We start from the raw sequence: 20,373 nt of genomic DNA, 5'->3' as shown, positions 1-20,373 counted from the left end.
ACGGCCATACCCTTGCAGAATGGTCGGACATTCTCCTGGAGATGGCCGTTGAAAGCCCTCGACGAACTCACCTTCGATAACCGCTTCGCCCGTCTGGGCGATGCGTTCTCCACGTCGGTACTGCCCGAGCCGATTGCCGAGCCACGCCTGGTGGTTGCCAGCGATGCCGCCATGGCCCTGCTCGACCTCGACCCTACCGAGGCCCACTCACCGGTGTTTGCCGAGCTTTTCAGTGGCCATAAACTCTGGGCCGAGGCTGAACCTCGGGCGATGGTTTACTCCGGTCACCAGTTCGGCTCCTACAACCCTCGCCTGGGCGATGGCCGCGGCCTGTTGCTGGGCGAAGTGCGCAATGACGCGGGCGAGTATTGGGACCTGCACCTGAAAGGCGCCGGGCAGACGCCCTATTCGCGCATGGGAGATGGTCGTGCGGTTCTGCGCTCTTCGATTCGCGAGTTCCTCGCCTCCGAGGCCCTTCATGCCCTGGGTATCGCCAGCAGCCGAGCGCTGTGCGTAATCGGCTCGAACACACCTGTGTGGCGCGAAACCCAGGAGCACGCAGCCATGCTGTTGCGCCTGGCACCCAGCCATGTTCGCTTCGGTCACTTCGAATACTTCTACTACACCCGCCAGCCGGAGCAGCAGAAGATCCTCGCCGAGCACGTGCTGAACCACTACTTCCCAGAGTGCCGTGACCAGCCCGAGCCGTACCTGGCGATGTTCCGTAGCATCGTTGAGCGCAACGCCGAACTGATCGCCCATTGGCAAGCCTATGGTTTCTGCCACGGCGTGATGAATACCGACAACATGTCGATCCTGGGCATCACCTTTGATTTCGGCCCCTTTGCATTCCTGGACGATTTCGACGCCCGCTTCGTCTGCAACCACTCGGATGACCAGGGACGCTACAGCTACAGCAATCAAGTGCCGATTGCCCACTGGAACCTCAGCGCCCTGGCCCAGGCCCTGACGCCCTTCATCAGCGTCGAGGCCCTGCGCGAAACCCTTGCGTTGTTCCTGCCGCTGTACGAAGCCCACTACCTGGACCTGATGCGTCGTCGACTCGGCCTGACGCACGCTGAAGACGCCGACAAGGCGCTGATCGAGGGGCTCCTGCAGGTCATGCAACAGGGTGCGGTGGATTACACATTGTTCTTCAGAAAGCTCGGCGACCAGCCCGCAGAAGCGGCGCTGCGTGTGGTTCGCGACGACTTCGTCGACCTCGCCGGTTTTGACCGTTGGTCTGAAGACTACCTGGCACGCATCGCCCGTGAACCGGGCAACAGCGAAAAACGCCGCGCCCGGATGCATGCGGTCAACCCGCTGTACATCCTGCGCAACTACCTGGCCCAACGCGCGATAGAAGCCGCTGAAGCGGGTGACTACAGCGAGGTGCGTCGCCTGCACCAGGTACTCTGCACGCCATTCGACGAACAACCAGGCATGGAGGCGTACGCAGAGCGGCCACCCGAGTGGGGCAAGCATCTGGAGATCAGTTGCTCCTCGTGAGCAACTGCCAACATCAATGAATCAGATGAGAATCACTCGGAGCCGACATTGAAAAAGCTGCGCGTACGCTCCAGATAACCTCTATCGACTCGCTTCCCGGACGCCACCATGACCGACCCGCTGCTGATACCCTGCCCTCATTGCAATGGCCTGAATCGCATCCCCGCCGCACGCGTGGGCGACGCCCCGAAGTGCGGACGCTGCAAAGGCGCCGTGCTGCTGAACAAACCGTTTGAATTGAAACAGGGGGACTATGCCAGCCAGATCAAGGGTGATCTGCCACTGCTGGTTGATGTCTGGGCCGACTGGTGCGGCCCGTGTAAATCCTTTGCGCCGATCTTTGAACAGGCGGCCAGCCAGCTAAGCGGGCGCTGTCGCCTGGCCAAGCTCGACAGCGAGGCCAACCCGCAACTGGCTGCGCAGTTGGGTATTCGCTCAATTCCCAGCCTGATCCTGTTCAAAAATGGCCGCGAAGTCGCACGCCAAAGCGGCGCCTTCCCACTCCAGCACTTGCTGGAGTGGCTGCGCAGTCAGGGGATTTAAGCGTTTTCTTCCAGCAGCGAATGCAGTTCAACGAACTGCTGGGTCAACTTGTGCCGTGGTTCCAGATGGATCAACGGCAGGTTGGCCTGATGCGACTCGCGCATCTTCACTGAGCTGTTCAGGTAGACCGGCAGCACCGGCAAGCCTTCAGCCAGCAACTCGTCGAGCATCTGCTGGGGCAGGCTGGCCCGGGCCTGGAACTGGTTGACCACAATGCCCTCGACCTGCAGGTGCTCATTGTGGTCCTCACGCAGTTCCTCGATTTCGGCCAGCAGACCGTATAGGGCCTGGCGCGAGAAGCTGTCGCAGTCGAAGGGAATCAGTACCCGATCGGCTGCAATCAATGCCGATACCGCATAAAAGTTCAGCGCTGGCGGCGTATCGAGATAAATCCGGTCGTAGTCTTCGGACAACTCATCGAGCAACTTACGCAGCTTGTTGATCTTGTGCTTGGCCTCGAGCTTGGGTTGCAGGTCAGCCAACTCCGCAGTAGCGGTGACGACATGAAGGTTGTCGAACGGCGTCTCGTAGATGTCGACCTTGTTCTTCCTGGCAAAGGGGCCGGACGACAATGTCTGCTTGAAGAAATCGGCAATCCCCATGGGGATATCCTCGCCAGTCAGGCCGGTGAGGTACTGGGTCGAGTTGGCCTGGGCATCCAGGTCAATCAACAGGGTTCGGTAGCCTTCACTGGCACTCACCGCCGCCAGGTTGCAAGCAATACTCGACTTACCCACGCCACCTTTCTGATTAAACACCACGCGCCGCATGGAATGACCTCCGTGTATCAGTGAATGACCGAGTATGTGGGCGTGACGGCGGTTTAGCCAGCACCATTGAGCCCTTGGCCCGCCAGCAGCTCGACAAAGGCATGGGCCATGACCGAGGCCGACTCGCGTCGCTGCACCAACCACACAGCGGTAACCGCGTCGGCATCAAGCAGGGTCCGATAGACCACACCGTCAATACGCATGCGCTGAAAAGAGGCCGGCAACACTGACACCCCCAGGCCCGCTGCCACCAAGCCAATAATCGTCATGGCCTCACCCGCCTCCTGGGCAAAGTGCGGGCTGAAGCCCGCCTGCCGTGCCAGGCTCATCAATTGCGCATGCAGGCCACTGCCATAGCTGCGCGGGAAAAATACAAACGGCTCATTGGCCAGCGTCGACAACAACAAGCCACGCTCGCTGCCCTCCGCCAGCGGGTGTGTAGCGCTGAGCACCGCCACCAGAGGTTCACGGAACAACTCCGTGGCGAGCAGGCTCTCCGGCAAGGCCAGCGGGCGCATCAGACCGATCTCGATGGTCTCGTCGAGCAGCGCATCGGCAACATCACGGCTGCTCATTTCCTTGAGGTTCAGGTGCACGGCGGGGAAGCGCTGACGAAAGGCATAAATCGCCTTGGGGATACCCGAATTAATCGGGGCCGAGGTCGTGAAGCCAATTTTCATTTCACCCAGCTCGCCAAGCTGGGCGCGCCGAGCGACATCGGCAGCCTTATCGACCTGAGCCAGCACCTGTCGCGCCTCATCGAGGAACAAGCGGCCGGCTTCACTCAGCTCCACTCGTCGGTTGGTCCGCTCGAACAAACGCGCCCCCAACTCCTGCTCCAGAGCCTGGATCTGCTGGCTCAAGGGTGGCTGGGAGATGCCCAACAGCTGTGCCGCCCGCCCGAAGTGGAGCTCTTCGGCAACTGCAATGAAGTACCGCAAGTGGCGTAATTCCATGACACCCTCAACAGGTCGCAAAACATCTTAAACAGGTCGAACAATATATTGGAAATGATCATTAGCTAGCTATATGCTTTTTTCACTGCCTGACTGGCCGTAGCCCTTCCGAGGTTTACCGTGAAAATTGCTGTTGCTCCCCTCGCCCACGACGTGCCCCCTGCACCCACCACGGACGCAGCCACCACCACTGACCACTGGATCGAAAAGGGCACACCGGCGTTCATGCGCACGGTGCTGGCATTGTTCTGTGGTGGCTTCGCCACCTTCGCGCTGCTGTATTGCGTGCAACCCATGATGCCGCTGCTGTCCCGGGAGTTCTCCATCAATGCGGCGCAGAGCAGCCTGGTGCTGTCGGTGTCGACTGCGCTGCTAGCGTTCGGTCTACTGGTCACCGGGCCTGTTTCAGACCGTATTGGGCGTAAGCCCGTGATGGTTGCAGCGTTGTTCTGCGCTGCACTATGCACAATCGCCAGTGCGCTGATGCCCACCTGGGAAGGGGTTCTGGCGATGCGCGCACTGGTCGGTCTGTCCTTGAGCGGGCTGGCTGCGGTGGCCATGACCTACCTCAGCGAAGAGATCTACCCTCAGCATCTTGGCCTGGCCATGGGCCTGTACATCGGCGGCAATGCCATTGGTGGCATGAGCGGACGCTTGATTACTGGCGTACTGATCGACTTCGTCAGTTGGCACACGGCACTGCTGGCCATCGGTGGGCTGGCACTGATCGCCGCGGTACTGTTCTGGAAAATGCTCCCCGAGTCCCGTAACTTCCGTGCGCGCCCGCTGAATCCTCGCAGCCTGCTGGACGGCTTCACCTTGCACTTTCGCGATGCCGGGCTGCCCTGGCTGTTCCTTGAAGCCTTCCTGCTGATGGGCGCCTTCGTTACCCTCTTCAACTACATCGGCTACCGCCTGCTGGCAGAGCCTTACCACATGAACCAGGCCCTGGTCGGGCTGCTGTCGGTGGTTTACCTGTCGGGCATCTACAGCTCGGCACAAATTGGCGCGCTGGCCGACAAGTTGGGCCGGCGCAAGGTGTTCTGGGCAACCATTGTGCTGATGTTCGGCGGCCTGCTGCTGACCCTGCTCGAACCCCTGCCACTAGTCGTCATCGGCATGCTGATCTTCACCTTCGGCTTCTTCGGCGCACACTCGGTGGCCAGTAGCTGGATCGGCCGCCGTGCCTTCAAGGCCAAGGGCCAGGCTTCGTCGCTGTACCTGTTCAGCTACTACGCCGGCTCCAGTGTCGCCGGCACCGCCGGTGGTGTGTTCTGGCACCAGGGCGGCTGGAACGGCATCGGCCTCTTCATCGGCAGCTTGCTGGTCATTGCCCTGCTGGTGGCACTGCACCTGAGCAAGTTGCCGGCGAAAAGTTAGAGGCCGTTTCTGCGCAGACTCAGTTCAATACCTCGACCAGATCCACATCGACATCACGCTTCATCAGGCCCTTGTCGACTTCGCCAGTCAGTTTGACCAGGGTCTTGTCGTTGAAGGCCACTGGCGGCAGGTCTTCGTCGTCGATTTCGACAATGATGTTGCCGGTAGCATCCTTGAACTCGTACTTCTCGTTCTTCAGCTTCTGGGTGATGTGACCTTGCAGCACGGCTGGGGTGTCGTCAGCCGCGTTGTGGGCCTCGGCAACCGTGGCCACCGATTGTGCGCCAGGGCCCGTGTAGCCAGCGGCCAGGGCAGCGGTGCTGAACAGGGGAGCGAGAAGCAGTGCGAGATAGCGGGTTTTCATAAGTGTGATCCAATCTTGGTTTCGATGGGACCAGCATAAGCAGGCACGCTGAATTCAAACTTAATGCAAAACGCCCGGCATTGGCCGGGCGTTTTTTTATTCAACAGTGCTTACTGGTGGTACTGCGCCGACAACTCATGAACGGCGTTGATGAAGACACCAGCATGCTCAGGATCGACTTCCGGGGTGATGCCATGGCCGAGGTTGAACACGTGACCGGTGCCATGCCCGTAGCTGGCCAGGATACGCCCCACTTCAGCACGGATAGCTTCAGGCTTGGCGTAGAGTACGGTCGGGTCCATGTTGCCCTGCAGGGCAACCTTGGCGCCGACGCGCTGACGGGCTTCGCCAATGTCGCAGGTCCAGTCCAGACCAAGGGCGTCGGCGCCAGCCTCGGCAATGCTTTCCAGCCACAGGCCGCCATTCTTGGTGAACAGGATGACCGGAACCTTGCGCCCTTCGTGCTCGCGGATCAGGCCACTGACGATCTTGCGCATGTAGGCCAGGGAGAACTCCTGGTAGGCCGCCGCCGACAGGTTGCCACCCCAAGTGTCGAAGATCTGTACGGCTTGTGCTCCGGCGAGGATCTGCCCGTTGAGGTACGAGGTTACAGACTGCGCCAACTTGTCCAGCAACAGGTGCATGGCCTGCGGGTTGTCGTAGAGCATGGCCTTGGTCTTGCGGAAGTCTTTCGACGAACCGCCTTCGACCATGTAGGTGGCCAGGGTCCATGGGCTGCCGGAGAAGCCGATCAGCGGCACCCGGCCATTGAGCTCACGGCGGATGGTGCTGACCGCATCCATCACGTAGCCCAGGTCCTTCTGCGGATCGGGGATCGGCAAGGCTTCGATGTCAGCCAGGGTGCTGACGACCTTCTTGAAACGCGGGCCTTCGCCAGTTTCAAAGTACAGGCCCTGGCCCATGGCGTCGGGAATGGTGAGGATGTCGGAGAACAGGATCGCCGCGTCCAGCGGATAGCGGTCCAGCGGCTGCAGGGTGACCTCGCAGGCAAACTGCGGGTTCATGCACAGGCTCATGAAATCGCCGGCCTTGGCGCGGCTGGCGCGGTACTCCGGCAGGTAACGGCCAGCCTGGCGCATCATCCATACAGGGGTAACGTCTACGGGTTGCTTGAGCAGGGCGCGCAGAAAACGATCGTTCTTCAAGGCAGTCATGTCGGCATCCGGAAAAAAAGTGGGGGCATTTTCTCAGACACCAACGTAAAAGGCACGGTATGAACCGTGCCTTTTGTCTATCGACCTGCACTAGGTCAATAGATTTTCCAAACTTCATCGCCGGACGAGCTCGCCCCACCACGGTCGCAGTGACGCTGACCCTGTGGGAGCGGGCTCGCCCCGCGATGCTTTTTCAGACGCCCAGGTAGTCCAGGATCCCTTCAGCGGCGTTGCGCCCTTCGAAGATCGCAGTCACCACCAGGTCAGACCCACGGACCATATCGCCACCGGCGAAGATCTTCGGGTTGCTGGTCTGGTGCTTGTACGCGCCCTGCTCCGGCGCCACCACACGGCCCTGGCTATCGGTCTGGATGCTGAACTGCTCGAACCATGGCGCGGGGCTTGGACGGAAGCCAAAGGCGATCACCACGGCGTCTGCCGGGATGATTTCCTCGGAGCCGGGAATCGGCTCAGGGCTGCGACGGCCACGGGCATCCGGCTCGCCGAGACGGGTCTCGACAACCTTCACGCCCTCAACCTTGTCTTCGCCCACAATGGCGATTGGCTGACGGTTGTAGAGGAATTTCACGCCCTCTTCCTTGGCGTTCTTCACCTCTTTGCGCGAGCCTGGCATGTTGGCTTCGTCACGACGATAGGCGCAGGTTACCGCCTTGGCACCCTGACGGATGGACGTGCGGTTGCAGTCCATCGCCGTGTCACCACCGCCCAGCACCACGACCTTCTTGCCTTTCATGTCGACGAAATCTTCCGGCGACTTTTCAAAGCCCAGGTTGCGGTTGACGTTGGCCACCAGGAAGTCCAGCGCATCATGCACACCCGGCAAGTCTTCACCAGGGAAACCGCCTTTCATGTAGGTGTAGGTACCCATGCCCATGAACACGGCATCGTACTCGGCCAGCAGCTGTTCCATGCTGATGTCCTTGCCCACTTCGGTGTTCAGGCGGAACTCGATGCCCATGCCGGTGAAGACTTCGCGACGATTGCTCAACACGGTCTTTTCCAGCTTGAACTCGGGGATACCGAAGGTCAGCAGACCGCCGATTTCCGGGTTCCGGTCGAACACCACCGGGGTTACCCCACCACGCACCAGCACGTCGGCACAGCCCAGGCCAGCCGGACCGGCACCGATGATCGCGACACGCTTACCGGTCGGCTTGACCTTGGACATGTCCGGGCGCCAGCCCATGGCGAACGCGGTGTCGGTGATGTACTTCTCGACCGAACCGATGGTCACCGCACCAAAACCGTCGTTGAGGGTGCACGCACCCTCGCACAGGCGGTCCTGCGGGCACACCCGGCCGCAGACTTCCGGCAGGGTGTTGGTCTGGTGCGACAGTTCCGCCGCCGCCAGGATGTTGCCCTCGGACACCAGCTTCAACCAGTTGGGAATGAAGTTGTGCACCGGGCACTTCCATTCGCAGTACGGGTTGCCACAGCCCAGGCAGCGGTGGGCCTGTTCGGCCGACTGCTGGGGTTTGAAGGGTTCGTAGATTTCCACGAACTCTTTCTTGCGTTGACGCAGCAGTTTCTTCTTCGGATCCTTGCGCCCGACCTCGATGAACTGGAAGTCATTACTCAGACGTTCAGCCATGTTTAAACCTCATCAAACTCTTCAGGCGCATATCACTGCGGGTTGGCACGGGTGCTGGACAGCAGGTTCTTCAGGCTCGCAGCCTTCGGCTTGACCAGCCAGAAGCGGCGCACGTAGTCGTCCAGGTTCTCCCAGAGCTCACGTCCCCACTCGCTACCCGTCTCTTCGACATACTCGCCGAGCACGCGCTGCAAGTGGCTGCGGTACGCTTCCATCGCTTCGCCGGTGATCCGCTGGATTTCCACCAGTTCGTGGTTGACCTTGTCAACGAAGCTGTTGTCTTGGTCGAGCACGTAGGCGAAACCACCGGTCATACCAGAACCGAAGTTGTAGCCGGTCTTGCCCAGTACGCAAACGAAACCGCCAGTCATGTATTCGCAGCAGTGGTCGCCAGTGCCTTCCACAACCGTGTGGGCGCCGGAGTTACGCACAGCAAAACGCTCGCCGGCAGTACCCGCAGCAAACAGCTTGCCGCCAGTAGCGCCATACAGGCAGGTGTTGCCGATGATCGCGCTGTGCTGCGTAGCAAACGGGCTGCCTGCTGGCGGTACGATCACCAGCTTGCCGCCAGTCATGCCTTTGCCGACATAGTCGTTGGCGTCGCCTTCCAGATACATGTTCAGGCCACCTGCGTTCCAGACGCCGAAGCTCTGGCCTGCAGTACCCTTGAAGCGGAAGGTGATCGGCGCTTTGGCCATGCCTTGGTTGCCGTGCAGACGGGCGATCTCGCCGGAAATCCGCGCGCCGATCGAACGGTCGCAGTTGCAGATATCCAGGTTGAATTCGGCGCCTGCCAGATCCTTGATCGCTGGCAGGGCCATCTCGACCATCTTCTCGGCCAGCACACCCTTGTCGAACGGTGGGTTGCGGTCAACTTGGCAGAACTGCGGCTTGTCAGCCGGTACATGCTCACTGCCCAGCAGCGGGCTGAGGTCCAGGTGCTGCTGCTTGGCAGTTTCGCCCGGGAGCATTTCCAGCAGATCGGTACGCCCGATCAGCTCACCGAGGCTACGCACGCCCAGTTTGGCCAGCCACTCACGGGTTTCTTCGGCGACGTAGGTGAAGAAGTTCACCACCATGTCGACGGTACCGATGTAGTGGTCCTTGCGCAGTTTGTCGTTCTGGGTCGCTACACCAGTGGCGCAGTTGTTCAGGTGACAGATACGCAGATATTTGCAGCCAAGGGCGATCATTGGCGCCGTGCCGAAACCGAAGCTTTCAGCGCCAAGAATGGCGGCCTTGATCACGTCCAGGCCGGTTTTCAGGCCACCGTCGGTCTGCACGCGAACCTTGCCACGCAAATCGTTGCCGCGCAGGGTCTGGTGAGTCTCGGCCAAGCCCAGTTCCCACGGAGCACCGGCGTACTTGATCGACGTCAGTGGCGAAGCACCAGTACCACCGTCGTAACCCGAGATGGTGATCAGGTCGGCATAGGCCTTGGCCACGCCAGCAGCGATGGTACCGACGCCCGCCTCTGCCACCAGCTTCACCGAGACCAGCGCCTGCGGGTTGACCTGCTTGAGGTCGAAAATCAGCTGCGACAAGTCTTCGATGGAGTAGATGTCGTGGTGCGGCGGCGGCGAGATCAGGGTTACGCCAGGTACGGCATAACGCAGCTTGGCGATCAGGCCATTGACCTTGCCACCAGGCAGTTGCCCACCCTCACCCGGCTTGGCGCCCTGGGCCACCTTGATCTGCAACACTTCAGCGTTGACCAGGTATTCCGGCGTCACGCCGAAACGGCCTGTGGCCACCTGCTTGATCTTGGAGCTCTTGATGGTGCCATAACGGGCTGGGTCTTCACCGCCCTCACCGGAGTTGGAACGCGCACCCAGGCGGTTCATGGCTTCAGCCAGCGCTTCGTGCGCCTCTGGCGACAGGGCGCCAAGCGAGATACCAGCAGAGTCGAACCGCTTGAGGATTGCTTCCAGTGGCTCGACTTCGTCCAGCGCCAGAGCCTGGTCTGCGACCTTGACCTTCAGCAGGTCGCGGATCATCGACACCGGACGCTTGTCGACCAGCGCGGTGTATTCCTTGAATTTGGCATAGTCGCCCTGCTGCACAGCGGCTTGCAGGGTGTTGACCACATCCGGGTTGTAGGCGTGGTATTCGCCACCGTGAACGAACTTGAGCAAACCGCCTTGCTGGATGGGCTTGCGCGGGCTCCAGGCTTCGGCAGCGAGCAGCTTCTGCTCGTTCTCGATATCAACGAAACGTGCGCCTTTCAGGCGGCTGGCAACGCCACGGAAACTCAGCGCGACCACTTCATCCGACAGGCCAACGGCCTCGAACAACTGGGCGCCGCGGTAAGAAGCAATGGTGGAGATACCCATCTTCGACAGGATCTTCAGCAGCCCCTTGGAGATGCCTTTACGGTAATACTTGAAGACCTCATCCAGGTCACCCAGCACTTCCCCGGTGCGGATCAGGTCGGCCAGCACTTCGTACGCCAGGTACGGGTACACAGCAGACGCGCCGAAACCGATCAGTACCGCAAAGTGATGCGGGTCACGCGCGGTCGCAGTTTCCACCAGGATGTTACTGTCGCAGCGCAGGCCTTGCTCGGTCAGGCGGTGGTGTACGGCACCGACAGCCAGCGATGCATGCACCGGCAGCTTGCCCGGGGCAATATGGCGGTCGCTCAACACCAGTTGAGTCTTGCCACTGCGCACCGCTTCTTCAGCCTGATCGGCAATGTTGCGGACCGCTGCCTCAAGGCCGAGGCTTTCCTCATAGTTGAGGTCGATCAACTGACGCTCGAAACCTGGACGATCCAGGCTCATCAGCGAACGCCACTTGGCGGGCGAAATCACTGGGGAGCTGAGGATCACCCGCGAGGCATGCTCAGGCGATTCCTGGAAGATGTTGCGCTCGGCACCGAGGCAGATTTCCAGGGACATGACGATCGCTTCGCGCAGCGGGTCGATCGGCGGGTTGGTGACCTGGGCAAACTGCTGACGGAAGTAGTCGTACGTCGAACGCACGCGCTGCGACAACACTGCCATCGGCGTGTCGTCACCCATCGAGCCCACAGCTTCCTGGCCTTGCTCACCGAGCGGACGCAGCACTTGGTCACGTTCCTCGAAGGTGACCTGGAACATCTTCATGTACTGCTTGAGCTGGTCAGCATCGTAGCTGGCCACGCCCTGGTCATCGCTCAGGGTTGCCTGGATACGCAGGGCGTTCTGGCGCAGCCAGCGCTTGTACGGGTGACGCGACTTCAGCCGGTTGTCGATGGCGTCGGTGTCGAGGATCTGCCCGGTTTCAGTGTCCACGGCGAAGATCTGGCCCGGGCCGACACGGCCCTTGGCGATCACATCTTCAGGCTTGTAGTCCCACACGCCGATTTCCGACGCCAAGGTGATGTAGCCGTTCTTGGTGGTGACCCAACGGGCTGGACGCAGGCCGTTACGGTCGAGCAGGCATACGGCGTGGCGACCTTCGGTCATGACCACACCGGCTGGGCCATCCCATGGCTCCATATGCATGGAGTTGTACTCATAGAACGCACGCAGGTCAGCGTCCATGGTCTCGACGTTCTGCCACGCTGGCGGAATGATCATCCGCACGCCACGGAACAGGTCGATACCGCCGGTGACCATCAACTCCAGCATGTTGTCCATGCTCGAAGAGTCGGAACCGACGCGGTTGACCAGCGGGCCGAGCTCTTCCAGATCAGGAATCAGTTCGTTGGCGAACTTGGTCCGACGCGCCTGGGCCCAGTTGCGGTTACCCGTAATGGTGTTGATCTCGCCGTTGTGGGCGAGGAAGCGGAATGGCTGAGCCAGCGGCCATTTCGGCAGGGTGTTGGTGGAGAAGCGCTGGTGGAACACGCAGATCGCAGTCTGCAGGCGCTCGTCGCTGAGGTCCGGATAGAAGGCGGCAAGGTCTGCCGGCATCATCAGGCCCTTATAGATGATCGTCTTGTGCGAGAAGCTGCAGATGTAGTGGTCGGTATCGGCAGCGTTGGCCACCGACGAGCGCCGACGCGCACTGAACAGCTTGATGGCGAATTCCTGATCGCTCAGGCCTTCACCGCCGATGAACACCTGCTCGATTTGCGGCAGGCGCTCCAAGGCCAGACGGCCCAGAACGCTGGTATCGATCGGCACCTTGCGCCAGCCCAGCAATTGCAGGCCCGCGGCAAGGATTTCCTTGTCCATGTTGGCGCGTGCCGCCTGCGCCTTGGCATCATCCTGATTGAAGAAGACCATGCCCACGGCGTACTGCTTGGGCAGGTCGCTGCCGAACTGCTCGCGAGCGACGGCTCGCAGGAACTGATCGGGCTTCTGCATCAGCAGACCGCAGCCGTCACCGGTCTTGCCGTCGGCGTTGATCCCACCACGGTGGGTCATGCAGGTCAGGGCCTCGATGGCCGTTTGCAAAAGGTGGTGGCTGGGTTCGCCCGTCATATGGGCGATCAGGCCAAAACCACAGTTATCCTTGAATTCTTCGGGATGGTACAGACCTGTTTTCATAGACACTTTCTCACCAGGTTCGCCTCTCACCAAGGCAAATCTCTTTTTAGTACAACCACTTACCATCCACGCCGAACGAACGCCAGCTTTGCGGGGGCAAAAGGGCAGTCATTGTTGCACAGCGACAAGGTAGCCCACAAATTAGCGCGACGAAACCACGCAAATCCATGTCGCATTTTTGAATGTTTTTATGAGCACTGCCGTGATAGCGGCTTCGCTTGAGTCTGAAGCGTTTCAGCCTGGACTGCAATGGCTTTTGGCCGTCAGTCTGGGACAGAAAAGCCTGCCGCGCATGGCGCAGCAGGCTTGACCGAAATTCAGGAGACGCTCAGCAGGTGGCGGGGGTGGTGCCACCGAGCTATTTCAGCGGGTCGCTGCCAGCTCTTGTTGGACGCTGGCAACACTACGAGGCCAAGGTTTACCAGCCTGGACCTTGGCTGGCAAGGCCTTGATTGCAGCAAGTGCGGCATCACGGCTGGCAAAGTTGCCGTAGGTAACGACGAACAGCGGCTTGCCCTGCAGGTTTTTCTTGAAGTAGCGATAGTCGCCACCCTGAGAATTGACATAGGCCTGAGCCGTCGCTTCAGAGCTGGTACCGAGGATCTGAACCACATAGTTGCTCGGCTTTTGCCCGGCGTACCAGTTACCACCGGCGGCGGCCTTCGCGACCGGTTTCTCTGCCGGCTTTTCTACCGGTTTCGGCGCCGGCTTGGCTGCGGCGACCTGCACAGGGGCAGGCGCAGGCTTCACTGCAGGTGCAGGCTTCACTGCAGGTGCAGGCTTCACTGCAGGTGCAGGTGCAACCGGCTTGCTGGCAGCGGCGACCGGGGCTTGCTGAGCGTGTGCAGCCGGTTGCACCTGAGTAGACGCTACCGGTTGGGCAGGTGTCGGTGCAGGGCCAGCGGGAACACCAGCAGGGGGGGCGATGGTCGTCACAGTAGGCGGCTGCAATGCAGTTTCGCCAGCAGGCGTACTTTCATCACCGTCCCCCATGCCCGCCGCTTCAGCCAGCGGACCACGCATCACCGGTTGAGACTGCCCCACCAGTGGCAATGGCATAGGCTGCGAGGAGCCAGCAAATTCGATGGCCGGGCCACCATTGTTGGACTGGGCAGTGCTTGGCTGCCCCTGGCCCAATGGCAGCTGTGCCTGCTCTGCAGGCGCTCCGGCAGGCGCCTGGTCGCCCTTCTTGGGCATCAACACCGCCGCTGCAACGGCGACCACTACCACAGCAGACAACGCCAGTACGTGCTTCTTAGGCATTTTGAACCCCATTGATGGTCGCTTCGCCGTCGTGCGGCTGGCAATCATGGCTTCGATCAAGGCATCCCGGGCAACCTGGTTGATTACGCCAGGCCAACCCTCCGAATGCTCGTGAATATCGGCGATCTGCTCACTGGTCAGCACATTGAGGCCACTTCCGGCACCTTCCAGGCGCTGCTCCAGGTACTCCCGGGTTTCATCCTCGCTGTAAGGCTGCAGCTCAATGATGTGGAAGCGCTCCTGCTCGGCATTCAGCGCATCCAGCCCGGCGATCAGTGACGGCTCACCGAACAGGAACACGTGCGGACGCCCCTCAGGAGTGCCCGCAGCCAGTTCCAGCAAGGCTTGGAGTGCCGACTCGTCGAGTTGTTCCGCATCATCGACCAGCAAATAGACTTCCTGCCCGGTCAGTGCCAACTGCACCACCTGAGCGAGAATCTCTGGAACCTCGGCCTTGGCCAGGTTCAACGACTGGGCGACCTGCCCCAGCACACTGGCGGCATCGCTGGCCCCACGTGCCGAGACCACAATGCTCTGTACGGACTGTTTGTTGGTACTGGCGACCAGGGCCTGGCGCAGCAAGGTCTTGCCGCTGCCCAGTGGCCCGGTGACCACCAGCAATAGTTGACTGTAACGCGCCAGGTGATGGAGCTGGCCCAACACCGGCTTGCGCTGGGCCGGGAAGAATTTGAAACCAGGCACCCGCGCAGCGAAGGGGTCGTGGCTCAACTGGTAATGGCCGAGAAAGGCCTCGTCGGCATGCAAACTAGTCATCGAACTCTTATCAACCTCAAAGCTGGGCCACGATCGCGCGGTAATCCGCGTCCAGCGTGGCCTGAAGAATCTCTCTTGGATAGTCGTCGGTAACCACGGCCTCACCCAACTGGCGCAACAGCACCAGCCGCAGGCGACCGTCGAGTACCTTTTTGTCGACTGCCATATGCTCCATGAAATGCGCCGGGGTCATTTCCTGTGGAGGCACCACCGGCAGGCCTGCGCGTTGAAACAGGCGGATGGCCCGATCTCGGGCCTGCTGACTGATCCAGCCCAGACGCATGGACATTTCCAGCGCCATGACTGTGCCAGCGGCAACGGCTTCACCGTGCAACCAGACACCATAGCCCATGTGAGTCTCGATCGCATGACCGAAGGTATGTCCCAGGTTCAGCGTGGCGCGCACGCCGGACTCACGCTCATCAGCGCCGACCACGGCGGCCTTGGCCGCGCAGGAGCGCTGAATGGCAACGGTAAGCGCGGCTTGATCAAGCCGGCGCAGGGCATCGACATTCGCTTCCAGCCAGCCCAGGAACGGCTCATCGCAGATCAGGCCGTACTTGATGACTTCCGCCAGGCCTGCCGAGAGTTCGCGGGCCGGCAGTGTATTCAGGCTGGTGGTATCGATCAGCACTGCATTGGGCTGATAGAACGCACCGACCATGTTCTTGCCCAACGGATGGTTGATACCGGTCTTGCCGCCCACCGAGGAGTCGACCTGCGACAGGAGCGTGGTCGGCACCTGGATGAAATCCACGCCACGCTGGTAGCACGCCGCCGCAAAACCGGCCATATCGCCGATCACACCGCCGCCAAGGGCAATAATGGTGGTCCGACGATCATGACGCGCGGTCAGCAGGGCATCGAAAATCAGCTGCAGGGTTTCCCAGTTCTTGAAGGCTTCGCCATCCGGCAATACCACTGGCAGCACTGAATAAGCGCCCAATGTACGGGTCAGGCGCTCCAGATAAAGGGGGGCAACGGTCTCGTTGGAAACGATGGCAACCTGCCGACCCGCTATGTGCGGCGCCAGCAACTCGGGCTGATCCAGCAAGCCCTCACCAATGTAGATCGGATAGCTACGTTCACCCAACTCGACCTTAAGTGTCTGCATGTTTCCCCACAATGAACTAGGGCGCGGGAGCAATAGCGCGGCCCGCGCAGTAACGAGGTGCCCTGTCACGGCATGACTGGCCGCCGAGGATAGCCTAACGGGGCGGCAACTTCTCCAGGCGTTCGAGAATATCCAGCACCACCATGCGCGGCGGCCGTTCGTCGGTTTCGACGACCAGATCGGCGATCTCCCGGTACAGCGGATCGCGCAGCTCCAGCAAGGCACGCAAGGTCGCAGCAGGATCGGCGGTACGCAACAACGGTCGATTGCGGTCACGCGCGGTGCGCCCGACTTGCTGTTCAACCGAGGCATGCAGGTAAACCACTCGCCCACCGGCATGCAATGCCCGGCGATTGGCTTCACGCATCACAGCACCACCGCCGGTTGCAAGCACAACGCCATCGGCCTCGCACAGCTCGGCGATCATCGCCTGCTCACGATCACGAAATCCCGGTTCGCCTTCCTTGTCGAAGATCCATGGGATATTGGCGCCCGTACGCAGCTCGATTTCCTTATCGGAATCCTTGAACGGCAGACGCAGCTCTTTGGCAAGCAGACGGCCAATGGTGCTTTTGCCAGCACCCATCGGCCCAACAAGTATCAAATTTCGCACAGAATCAACGACTCACAGCAATCGCCTGGTCACTCATGATACGCGGAGTCAGGAAGACCAGCAGCTCAGATTTTTTTTCTTGTACGACATCGCGCTTAAACAGCCGCCCAACATACGGCACATCGCCCAAAAATGGCACCTTATCCACCACTTTACTTTGCACCGTCGAATACACCCCGCCAATCACGATGGTCTCCCCATCACCCACCTGAACCTTGGCGTTGACCTCATTCTTCCGTATCGGCGGCACCTGAGCCTGGGCATTGAGGTAATCAGGCTCATCCTTGGTCACCTTGACGGCCATCACCACACGGTTGTCCGCCATGATCTGCGGCGTCACTTCAAGTGACAGGGACGCCTCGCGAAAGGTGATCGAGGTGGTGCCATTGGCGCCCGACTCCTGATAAGGCACCTCGGTCCCCTTGAGGATCCGTGCAGTTTCTCGGTCAGCAGTCACCACCTTGGGCTGCGAGATGATCTCCCCGTTACCGGATTTTTCCATCGCAGTGAGCTCAAGGTCCAGCAATTGGCTGTCACGAACCAGCCCCAAGCCGATGCCCGAGCTCGCCCGTTCCGCCCCAAGGTCGACAAAAGGCCGCCCCACCTCACCCGGCCCGTAGAGCGCCACGCCAGCACCCAGGCTCAACTCGCCACCCCAGCGAATGCCAAAGCTTTTCTCGTAGTCGACATTGGCCTCAACGATCCTTGCCTCGATCAGCACCTGACGCACAGGCACGTCCAGTTGCGCGACGAGCTGGCGCAACGCGTCAAGGCGCGCCGAAGTCTGGTTCGCGAGAATCGTGTTGGTGCGTTCATCAATCACGATCGCACCGCGCTCAGCGCCTGCTGCATCCCCTGTGAACAAGCCCAGGTAGAGCTCAGCGATATCTGCCGCCCTGGCATGCGTGACCTGCAACACCTCACGCTGCAATGTCGCCAGCCCCGCCAATTCTTCCAGCGGTGCCACCATCAGCACATTACCGTCCAGACGCCTGCCAAGCCCCTTGCTGCGTAACACCAGGTCCAACGCGTGATCCCAAGGCACGTCCTGCAAGCGCAGGGTGACAGTGCCCTGCACCGCATCGCTGGTTACCAGATTCAGCTCGGTGAAATCGGCCAGCACCTGCAACACCGAACGCACCTCGACATCCTGAAAGTTCAGCGACAATGGCTCTCCAACATAAGGACCTGTCGATACAGCCGCGCGCAGATCTGTGTCTGCCACGACTAAAAACAACACCCCAAACACCCAACACCGCTTGCTCATCCATGACCTCCAGTGTCAGCGACCGTCTCCTCGGTCTGCCTGCTTCAACACAAGGGTTCGGGGCCGCTCAAGCCAGCCCCTGCCCTCAATGAACACTTGCTCGACAAGCTCCACTTGATGCTCGCTGATGGCCACGACGCGTCCGTGATCAGGCCCCAAGCGATCCTCCAACTGAATACGGTGTATCGAACCCGCCCCTCTTAGCAGAGCCACTCTCCCCTGCCGACCGCGCAGGCTGCCGACCATTTCAAACTGCTCAAGCGCAAGCCGCTCAAGCAGCGTGCGCGACTCAAGTGGCTCAACAGCAGCAAACGGATCATGTGGCAGTGGCGCTGAAGCGTCGACGATCACCGGCAACGTGGCAGGTTCCAGCGCCTGAGACTGATCGCCAGCACGATAGGTACTGGCAAGCAGGCGCAGCTGCAGTTGCCCCGGTGCCTTCGCCTCCGCCGGGGCCAGTTGCAACGACGTCAAGGTGACGATACGGGACAGCCCGGCCAGACCGGCGAGCAAGGCCGTCAGTTGTGGATAAGCGCCTATGGCGTTCAATTCCAGCGGCTGTTCGACAAAATAGGCATGAGGCACCTCATCAAGCAGCTTGAACTGCTCGACCCAAAGCCCGTCGCCCAGCCGCGCGACATCCTCCAGCAACCGTGCAGCATCGCCCTGCTGCAACCGCTGCCTTGCAGACTCAAGACGGTGCTGCAAGGCATCGATCTGCTGGTGATAGCCCTCCGAAAGCGCGGCCTGCACCGACTTTTCGGCAATTTCGCCCCTGAGCGCTACCTCTCGGCCCATGGAGCGCTCAAGATCCAGCAGCCCATCACGTACCTGAACCCCGTAGCCTAACCCTGTCACGGCAGCCAAGGAGGCTGCCAGCAGCGCGGCCTTCGCCCGCCAGGACCAACTGCCCAGCACGCCCCACTCCAAACCGGCAAGCATTGCCAGCCGGCTCATGGCGCAGGCTCCGAATCAGCCAACTGCACGCCCACCAGCAGCTGGAAGGCCACCCCCGTTCCGATCGACTGCACATCCTGCAGCTCAGGCCTCTGCAAGCCCGGTACGGTGCCAAGGTTACGCAGGAAGCGGGCAACCGCTGCACTTGAAGGGGCCAACCCCGAGACGTTCAACTGCGCAGCCTCAAAGAGCAATCCGGTGAGCTGTACACCCTGCGGCACGGCGTAAACCAAACGCTCAAGCACGTCGAATCCCTGGCCCTCCTGCAACACCTCAACGTCCTGTAACTGCTCCAGCAAGGCATCACGTTGCTCTGCCAGATCGGACAGGCGGGCGATCAACTCATCAAGCTGCTCACTGTCTTGTTGCAACCCGGCATTGCGCGCCTCCTGTCCGCTTAGCCGCCGTTCGACCGCACGATCCACCAGGTACACACCTGCGCCCCCCAGCACGAGGGTTGCAACCAGCATTACCTGCAACTGCTTACCCCGTGCCTGGCGCCTGGCCTCGCGCCACGGCAGCAGGTTGACCCGCCGCATCAGTCAAAGCTCCTGCGCGCAAGGCCGCTGGCAATCGCCAGGCAAGGCGCCGCTGCACGCAATGCGCCATCCCGCACACCGGGCATGCCGTCAAAGGGGTCAAGCACCGAGCAGGCAATACCCAACCTCGGCTGCAACTGCTCGGCAAGCGCCGCAATGGCACCAGTACCCACCAACAGCAACTGCTCCGGCATTGATCCGCGGCCACGCTCCAGGCTATCCAGCAACCAGTGGTCGAGCGCACGCACAATGGACTCCAACTGCAGGGCCGCATCCCCGCCCCGTAATTCGTCCCGACGGTGTTCACCGGCCTCGCGCAGATGATGAAAGACAAGATGGTCTGTCTCGACCACTAGCACCGCAGACACCTCACCTGACGCCCGACAGGCAACCCGCTGCAAGGCATGGCTGTCGATATCGACAACCTGTGGGCACAGGCCAGCCAGCGCCAGGACCTCCTCGATCACCTCCAGCGCATCCCAGCGGCATACCGCTACCGCCACATCGAGCGCGCCCGGTGCCTGCGCATTGACACCCATCACTTGAAAGTCGATGGCAGCATCATCGAGCGGGTAAGGGATGCTACCTGCAAGCTCGTCAGACAAACGGTTAGCCATTTCCGCCTCACCGAGCCCACGCGGCAACGTCACCTCACAACACATGACCGCCGATGCCGGCAGCGACAGTGCGGCATCAACCGCTGTAGCACCACTGCGCCTGAATGCCTGGGCCAACGCCGCTGCGATCACATCAAGCGCCACCATGCGCCCATCGATCACCGCCCCAGCAGCCAGTGGCTCAATCGCCCAGGCGCGCACTGCGCAACCGCCCCCACGACGCTCCAGTTGCACCAGGCGTACGGCAGTAGCGACAATTTCAATACCCAAAAGTGAACCGGCATCCTTGCCGAAACGTCCAAACATTGGCTTTCCCTATTTTTATAGTCACCATCCACCGCGCAGCGCTTGCGCCAGCGGCAATCGAGCACCTTGACAAGAGCTCGCATAACGCGCCGAGGTGAAATTTGCTTATAATGCCCAGCGTTTTTTGACGTCTGCC

At 60.8% G+C, this 20,373-nt stretch carries 16 protein-coding genes; 3 read left to right on the top strand and 13 right to left on the bottom strand.

Annotated features, from left to right (window positions below; genetic code table 11):
- The first annotated feature begins 48 nt into the window (after positions 1 to 48).
- Together selO and trxC are read left to right on the top strand one after the other, a co-directional pair.
- The gene (gene selO, locus CS390_RS01800) at positions 49 to 1,509 is read left to right on the top strand and encodes a protein adenylyltransferase SelO (protein WP_065758220.1); all 1,461 of its coding nucleotides are present in this window, start codon (positions 49 to 51) and stop codon (positions 1,507 to 1,509) included.
- A gap of 108 nt (positions 1,510 to 1,617) precedes the next feature.
- Entirely contained in the window at positions 1,618 to 2,052 is a 435-nt protein-coding gene (gene trxC / locus CS390_RS01795; protein ID WP_099773344.1) for a thioredoxin TrxC, read from the top strand.
- Here trxC and CS390_RS01790 read toward each other — a convergent pair.
- Positions 2,049 to 2,822: a ParA family protein gene (locus tag CS390_RS01790; RefSeq protein ID WP_065758219.1), complete on the bottom strand. Its 774-nt coding sequence runs from the start codon at positions 2,820 to 2,822 to the stop codon at positions 2,049 to 2,051. The genes trxC and CS390_RS01790 overlap by 4 nt on opposite strands.
- 53 nt (positions 2,823 to 2,875) lie before the next feature.
- Positions 2,876 to 3,778, bottom strand: a complete 903-nt coding sequence (locus tag CS390_RS01785; RefSeq protein ID WP_065758218.1) for a LysR family transcriptional regulator — start codon at positions 3,776 to 3,778, stop codon at positions 2,876 to 2,878.
- A gap of 225 nt (positions 3,779 to 4,003) precedes the next feature.
- On the opposite strand from CS390_RS01785, the gene CS390_RS01780 reads away from it, so the two are divergent.
- Positions 4,004 to 5,158 carry an MFS transporter gene (locus CS390_RS01780; protein WP_099773343.1) on the top strand — a complete coding sequence of 385 codons (1,155 nt, stop codon included), beginning with the start codon at positions 4,004 to 4,006 and terminating at the stop codon, positions 5,156 to 5,158.
- Positions 5,159 to 5,177: 19 nt separating this feature from the next.
- On the opposite strand, the gene CS390_RS01775 is transcribed toward CS390_RS01780, so the two are convergent.
- The 11 genes from CS390_RS01775 to pilM all read right to left on the bottom strand — a co-directional run bounded on the left by CS390_RS01775 (position 5,178) and on the right by pilM (position 20,237).
- A complete protein-coding gene (locus CS390_RS01775; RefSeq protein WP_099773342.1) occupies positions 5,178 to 5,522 on the bottom strand; it encodes a YgiW/YdeI family stress tolerance OB fold protein in 345 nt (114 codons plus the stop codon).
- Positions 5,523 to 5,632: 110 nt separating this feature from the next.
- Positions 5,633 to 6,697: a uroporphyrinogen decarboxylase gene (gene hemE, locus CS390_RS01770; protein ID WP_099773341.1), complete on the bottom strand. Its 1,065-nt coding sequence runs from the start codon at positions 6,695 to 6,697 to the stop codon at positions 5,633 to 5,635.
- Between the two features lie 193 nt (positions 6,698 to 6,890).
- Complete coding sequence (locus CS390_RS01765; protein ID WP_099773340.1) at positions 6,891 to 8,309, bottom strand: FAD-dependent oxidoreductase; 1,419 nt, start codon at positions 8,307 to 8,309, stop codon at positions 6,891 to 6,893.
- 32 nt (positions 8,310 to 8,341) lie between these two features.
- Complete coding sequence (gene gltB, locus CS390_RS01760) at positions 8,342 to 12,787, bottom strand: glutamate synthase large subunit (RefSeq protein ID WP_099773339.1); 4,446 nt, start codon at positions 12,785 to 12,787, stop codon at positions 8,342 to 8,344.
- A gap of 363 nt (positions 12,788 to 13,150) precedes the next feature.
- Entirely contained in the window at positions 13,151 to 14,824 is a 1,674-nt protein-coding gene (locus tag CS390_RS01750) for an AAA family ATPase (RefSeq protein WP_099773338.1), read from the bottom strand.
- Between the two features lie 16 nt (positions 14,825 to 14,840).
- Positions 14,841 to 15,938, bottom strand: a complete 1,098-nt coding sequence (gene aroB, locus CS390_RS01745; protein WP_099773337.1) for a 3-dehydroquinate synthase — start codon at positions 15,936 to 15,938, stop codon at positions 14,841 to 14,843.
- 94 nt (positions 15,939 to 16,032) lie between these two features.
- On the bottom strand, positions 16,033 to 16,551 hold the full coding sequence (aroK, locus tag CS390_RS01740; RefSeq protein ID WP_065758209.1) for a shikimate kinase AroK: 519 nt from the start codon (positions 16,549 to 16,551) through the stop codon (positions 16,033 to 16,035).
- A gap of 4 nt (positions 16,552 to 16,555) precedes the next feature.
- A complete protein-coding gene (locus CS390_RS01735; RefSeq protein ID WP_256587613.1) occupies positions 16,556 to 17,788 on the bottom strand; it encodes a type IV pilus secretin PilQ in 1,233 nt (410 codons plus the stop codon).
- 45 nt (positions 17,789 to 17,833) lie between these two features.
- Positions 17,834 to 18,775: a pilus assembly protein PilP gene (locus tag CS390_RS01730; protein WP_099773335.1), complete on the bottom strand. Its 942-nt coding sequence runs from the start codon at positions 18,773 to 18,775 to the stop codon at positions 17,834 to 17,836.
- Positions 18,772 to 19,314 (bottom strand): PilN domain-containing protein, encoded by a 543-nt coding sequence (locus CS390_RS25030; RefSeq protein ID WP_065758206.1) that lies wholly within the window; start codon positions 19,312 to 19,314, stop codon positions 18,772 to 18,774. Before CS390_RS25030 ends, CS390_RS01730 begins: the two co-directional genes overlap by 4 nt.
- Positions 19,314 to 20,237: a type IV pilus biogenesis protein PilM gene (gene pilM / locus CS390_RS01720; RefSeq protein ID WP_065758205.1), complete on the bottom strand. Its 924-nt coding sequence runs from the start codon at positions 20,235 to 20,237 to the stop codon at positions 19,314 to 19,316. The genes CS390_RS25030 and pilM overlap by 1 nt, the downstream gene beginning before the upstream one ends.
- Positions 20,238 to 20,373 lie beyond the last annotated feature (136 nt).

The sequence above is a fragment of the Pseudomonas sp. HLS-6 genome (assembly GCF_002753995.1).
In the GTDB taxonomy this organism is placed as follows: Bacteria; Pseudomonadota; Gammaproteobacteria; order Pseudomonadales; family Pseudomonadaceae; genus Aquipseudomonas; species Aquipseudomonas defluvii.
Note: the sequence above shows the minus strand (reverse complement) of the source record. Positions and strands in the feature narration are given on the sequence as shown.

Coding starts and splice junctions, on each gene's coding strand:
- CS390_RS01730 (WP_099773335.1), bottom strand. CDS start 18,775: ATGAGCCGGCTGGCAATGCTTGCCGGTTTGGAGTGGGGCGTGCTGGGC.
- CS390_RS01765 (WP_099773340.1), bottom strand. CDS start 8,309: ATGGCTGAACGTCTGAGTAATGACTTCCAGTTCATCGAGGTCGGGCGC.
- pilM (WP_065758205.1), bottom strand. CDS start 20,237: ATGTTTGGACGTTTCGGCAAGGATGCCGGTTCACTTTTGGGTATTGAA.
- CS390_RS25030 (WP_065758206.1), bottom strand. CDS start 19,314: ATGCGGCGGGTCAACCTGCTGCCGTGGCGCGAGGCCAGGCGCCAGGCA.
- CS390_RS01785 (WP_065758218.1), bottom strand. CDS start 3,778: ATGGAATTACGCCACTTGCGGTACTTCATTGCAGTTGCCGAAGAGCTC.
- CS390_RS01790 (WP_065758219.1), bottom strand. CDS start 2,822: ATGCGGCGCGTGGTGTTTAATCAGAAAGGTGGCGTGGGTAAGTCGAGT.
- trxC (WP_099773344.1), top strand. CDS start 1,618: ATGACCGACCCGCTGCTGATACCCTGCCCTCATTGCAATGGCCTGAAT.
- gltB (WP_099773339.1), bottom strand. CDS start 12,787: ATGAAAACAGGTCTGTACCATCCCGAAGAATTCAAGGATAACTGTGGT.
- CS390_RS01780 (WP_099773343.1), top strand. CDS start 4,004: ATGCGCACGGTGCTGGCATTGTTCTGTGGTGGCTTCGCCACCTTCGCG.
- hemE (WP_099773341.1), bottom strand. CDS start 6,697: ATGACTGCCTTGAAGAACGATCGTTTTCTGCGCGCCCTGCTCAAGCAA.
- CS390_RS01775 (WP_099773342.1), bottom strand. CDS start 5,522: ATGAAAACCCGCTATCTCGCACTGCTTCTCGCTCCCCTGTTCAGCACC.
- aroB (WP_099773337.1), bottom strand. CDS start 15,938: ATGCAGACACTTAAGGTCGAGTTGGGTGAACGTAGCTATCCGATCTAC.
- CS390_RS01750 (WP_099773338.1), bottom strand. CDS start 14,824: ATGACTAGTTTGCATGCCGACGAGGCCTTTCTCGGCCATTACCAGTTG.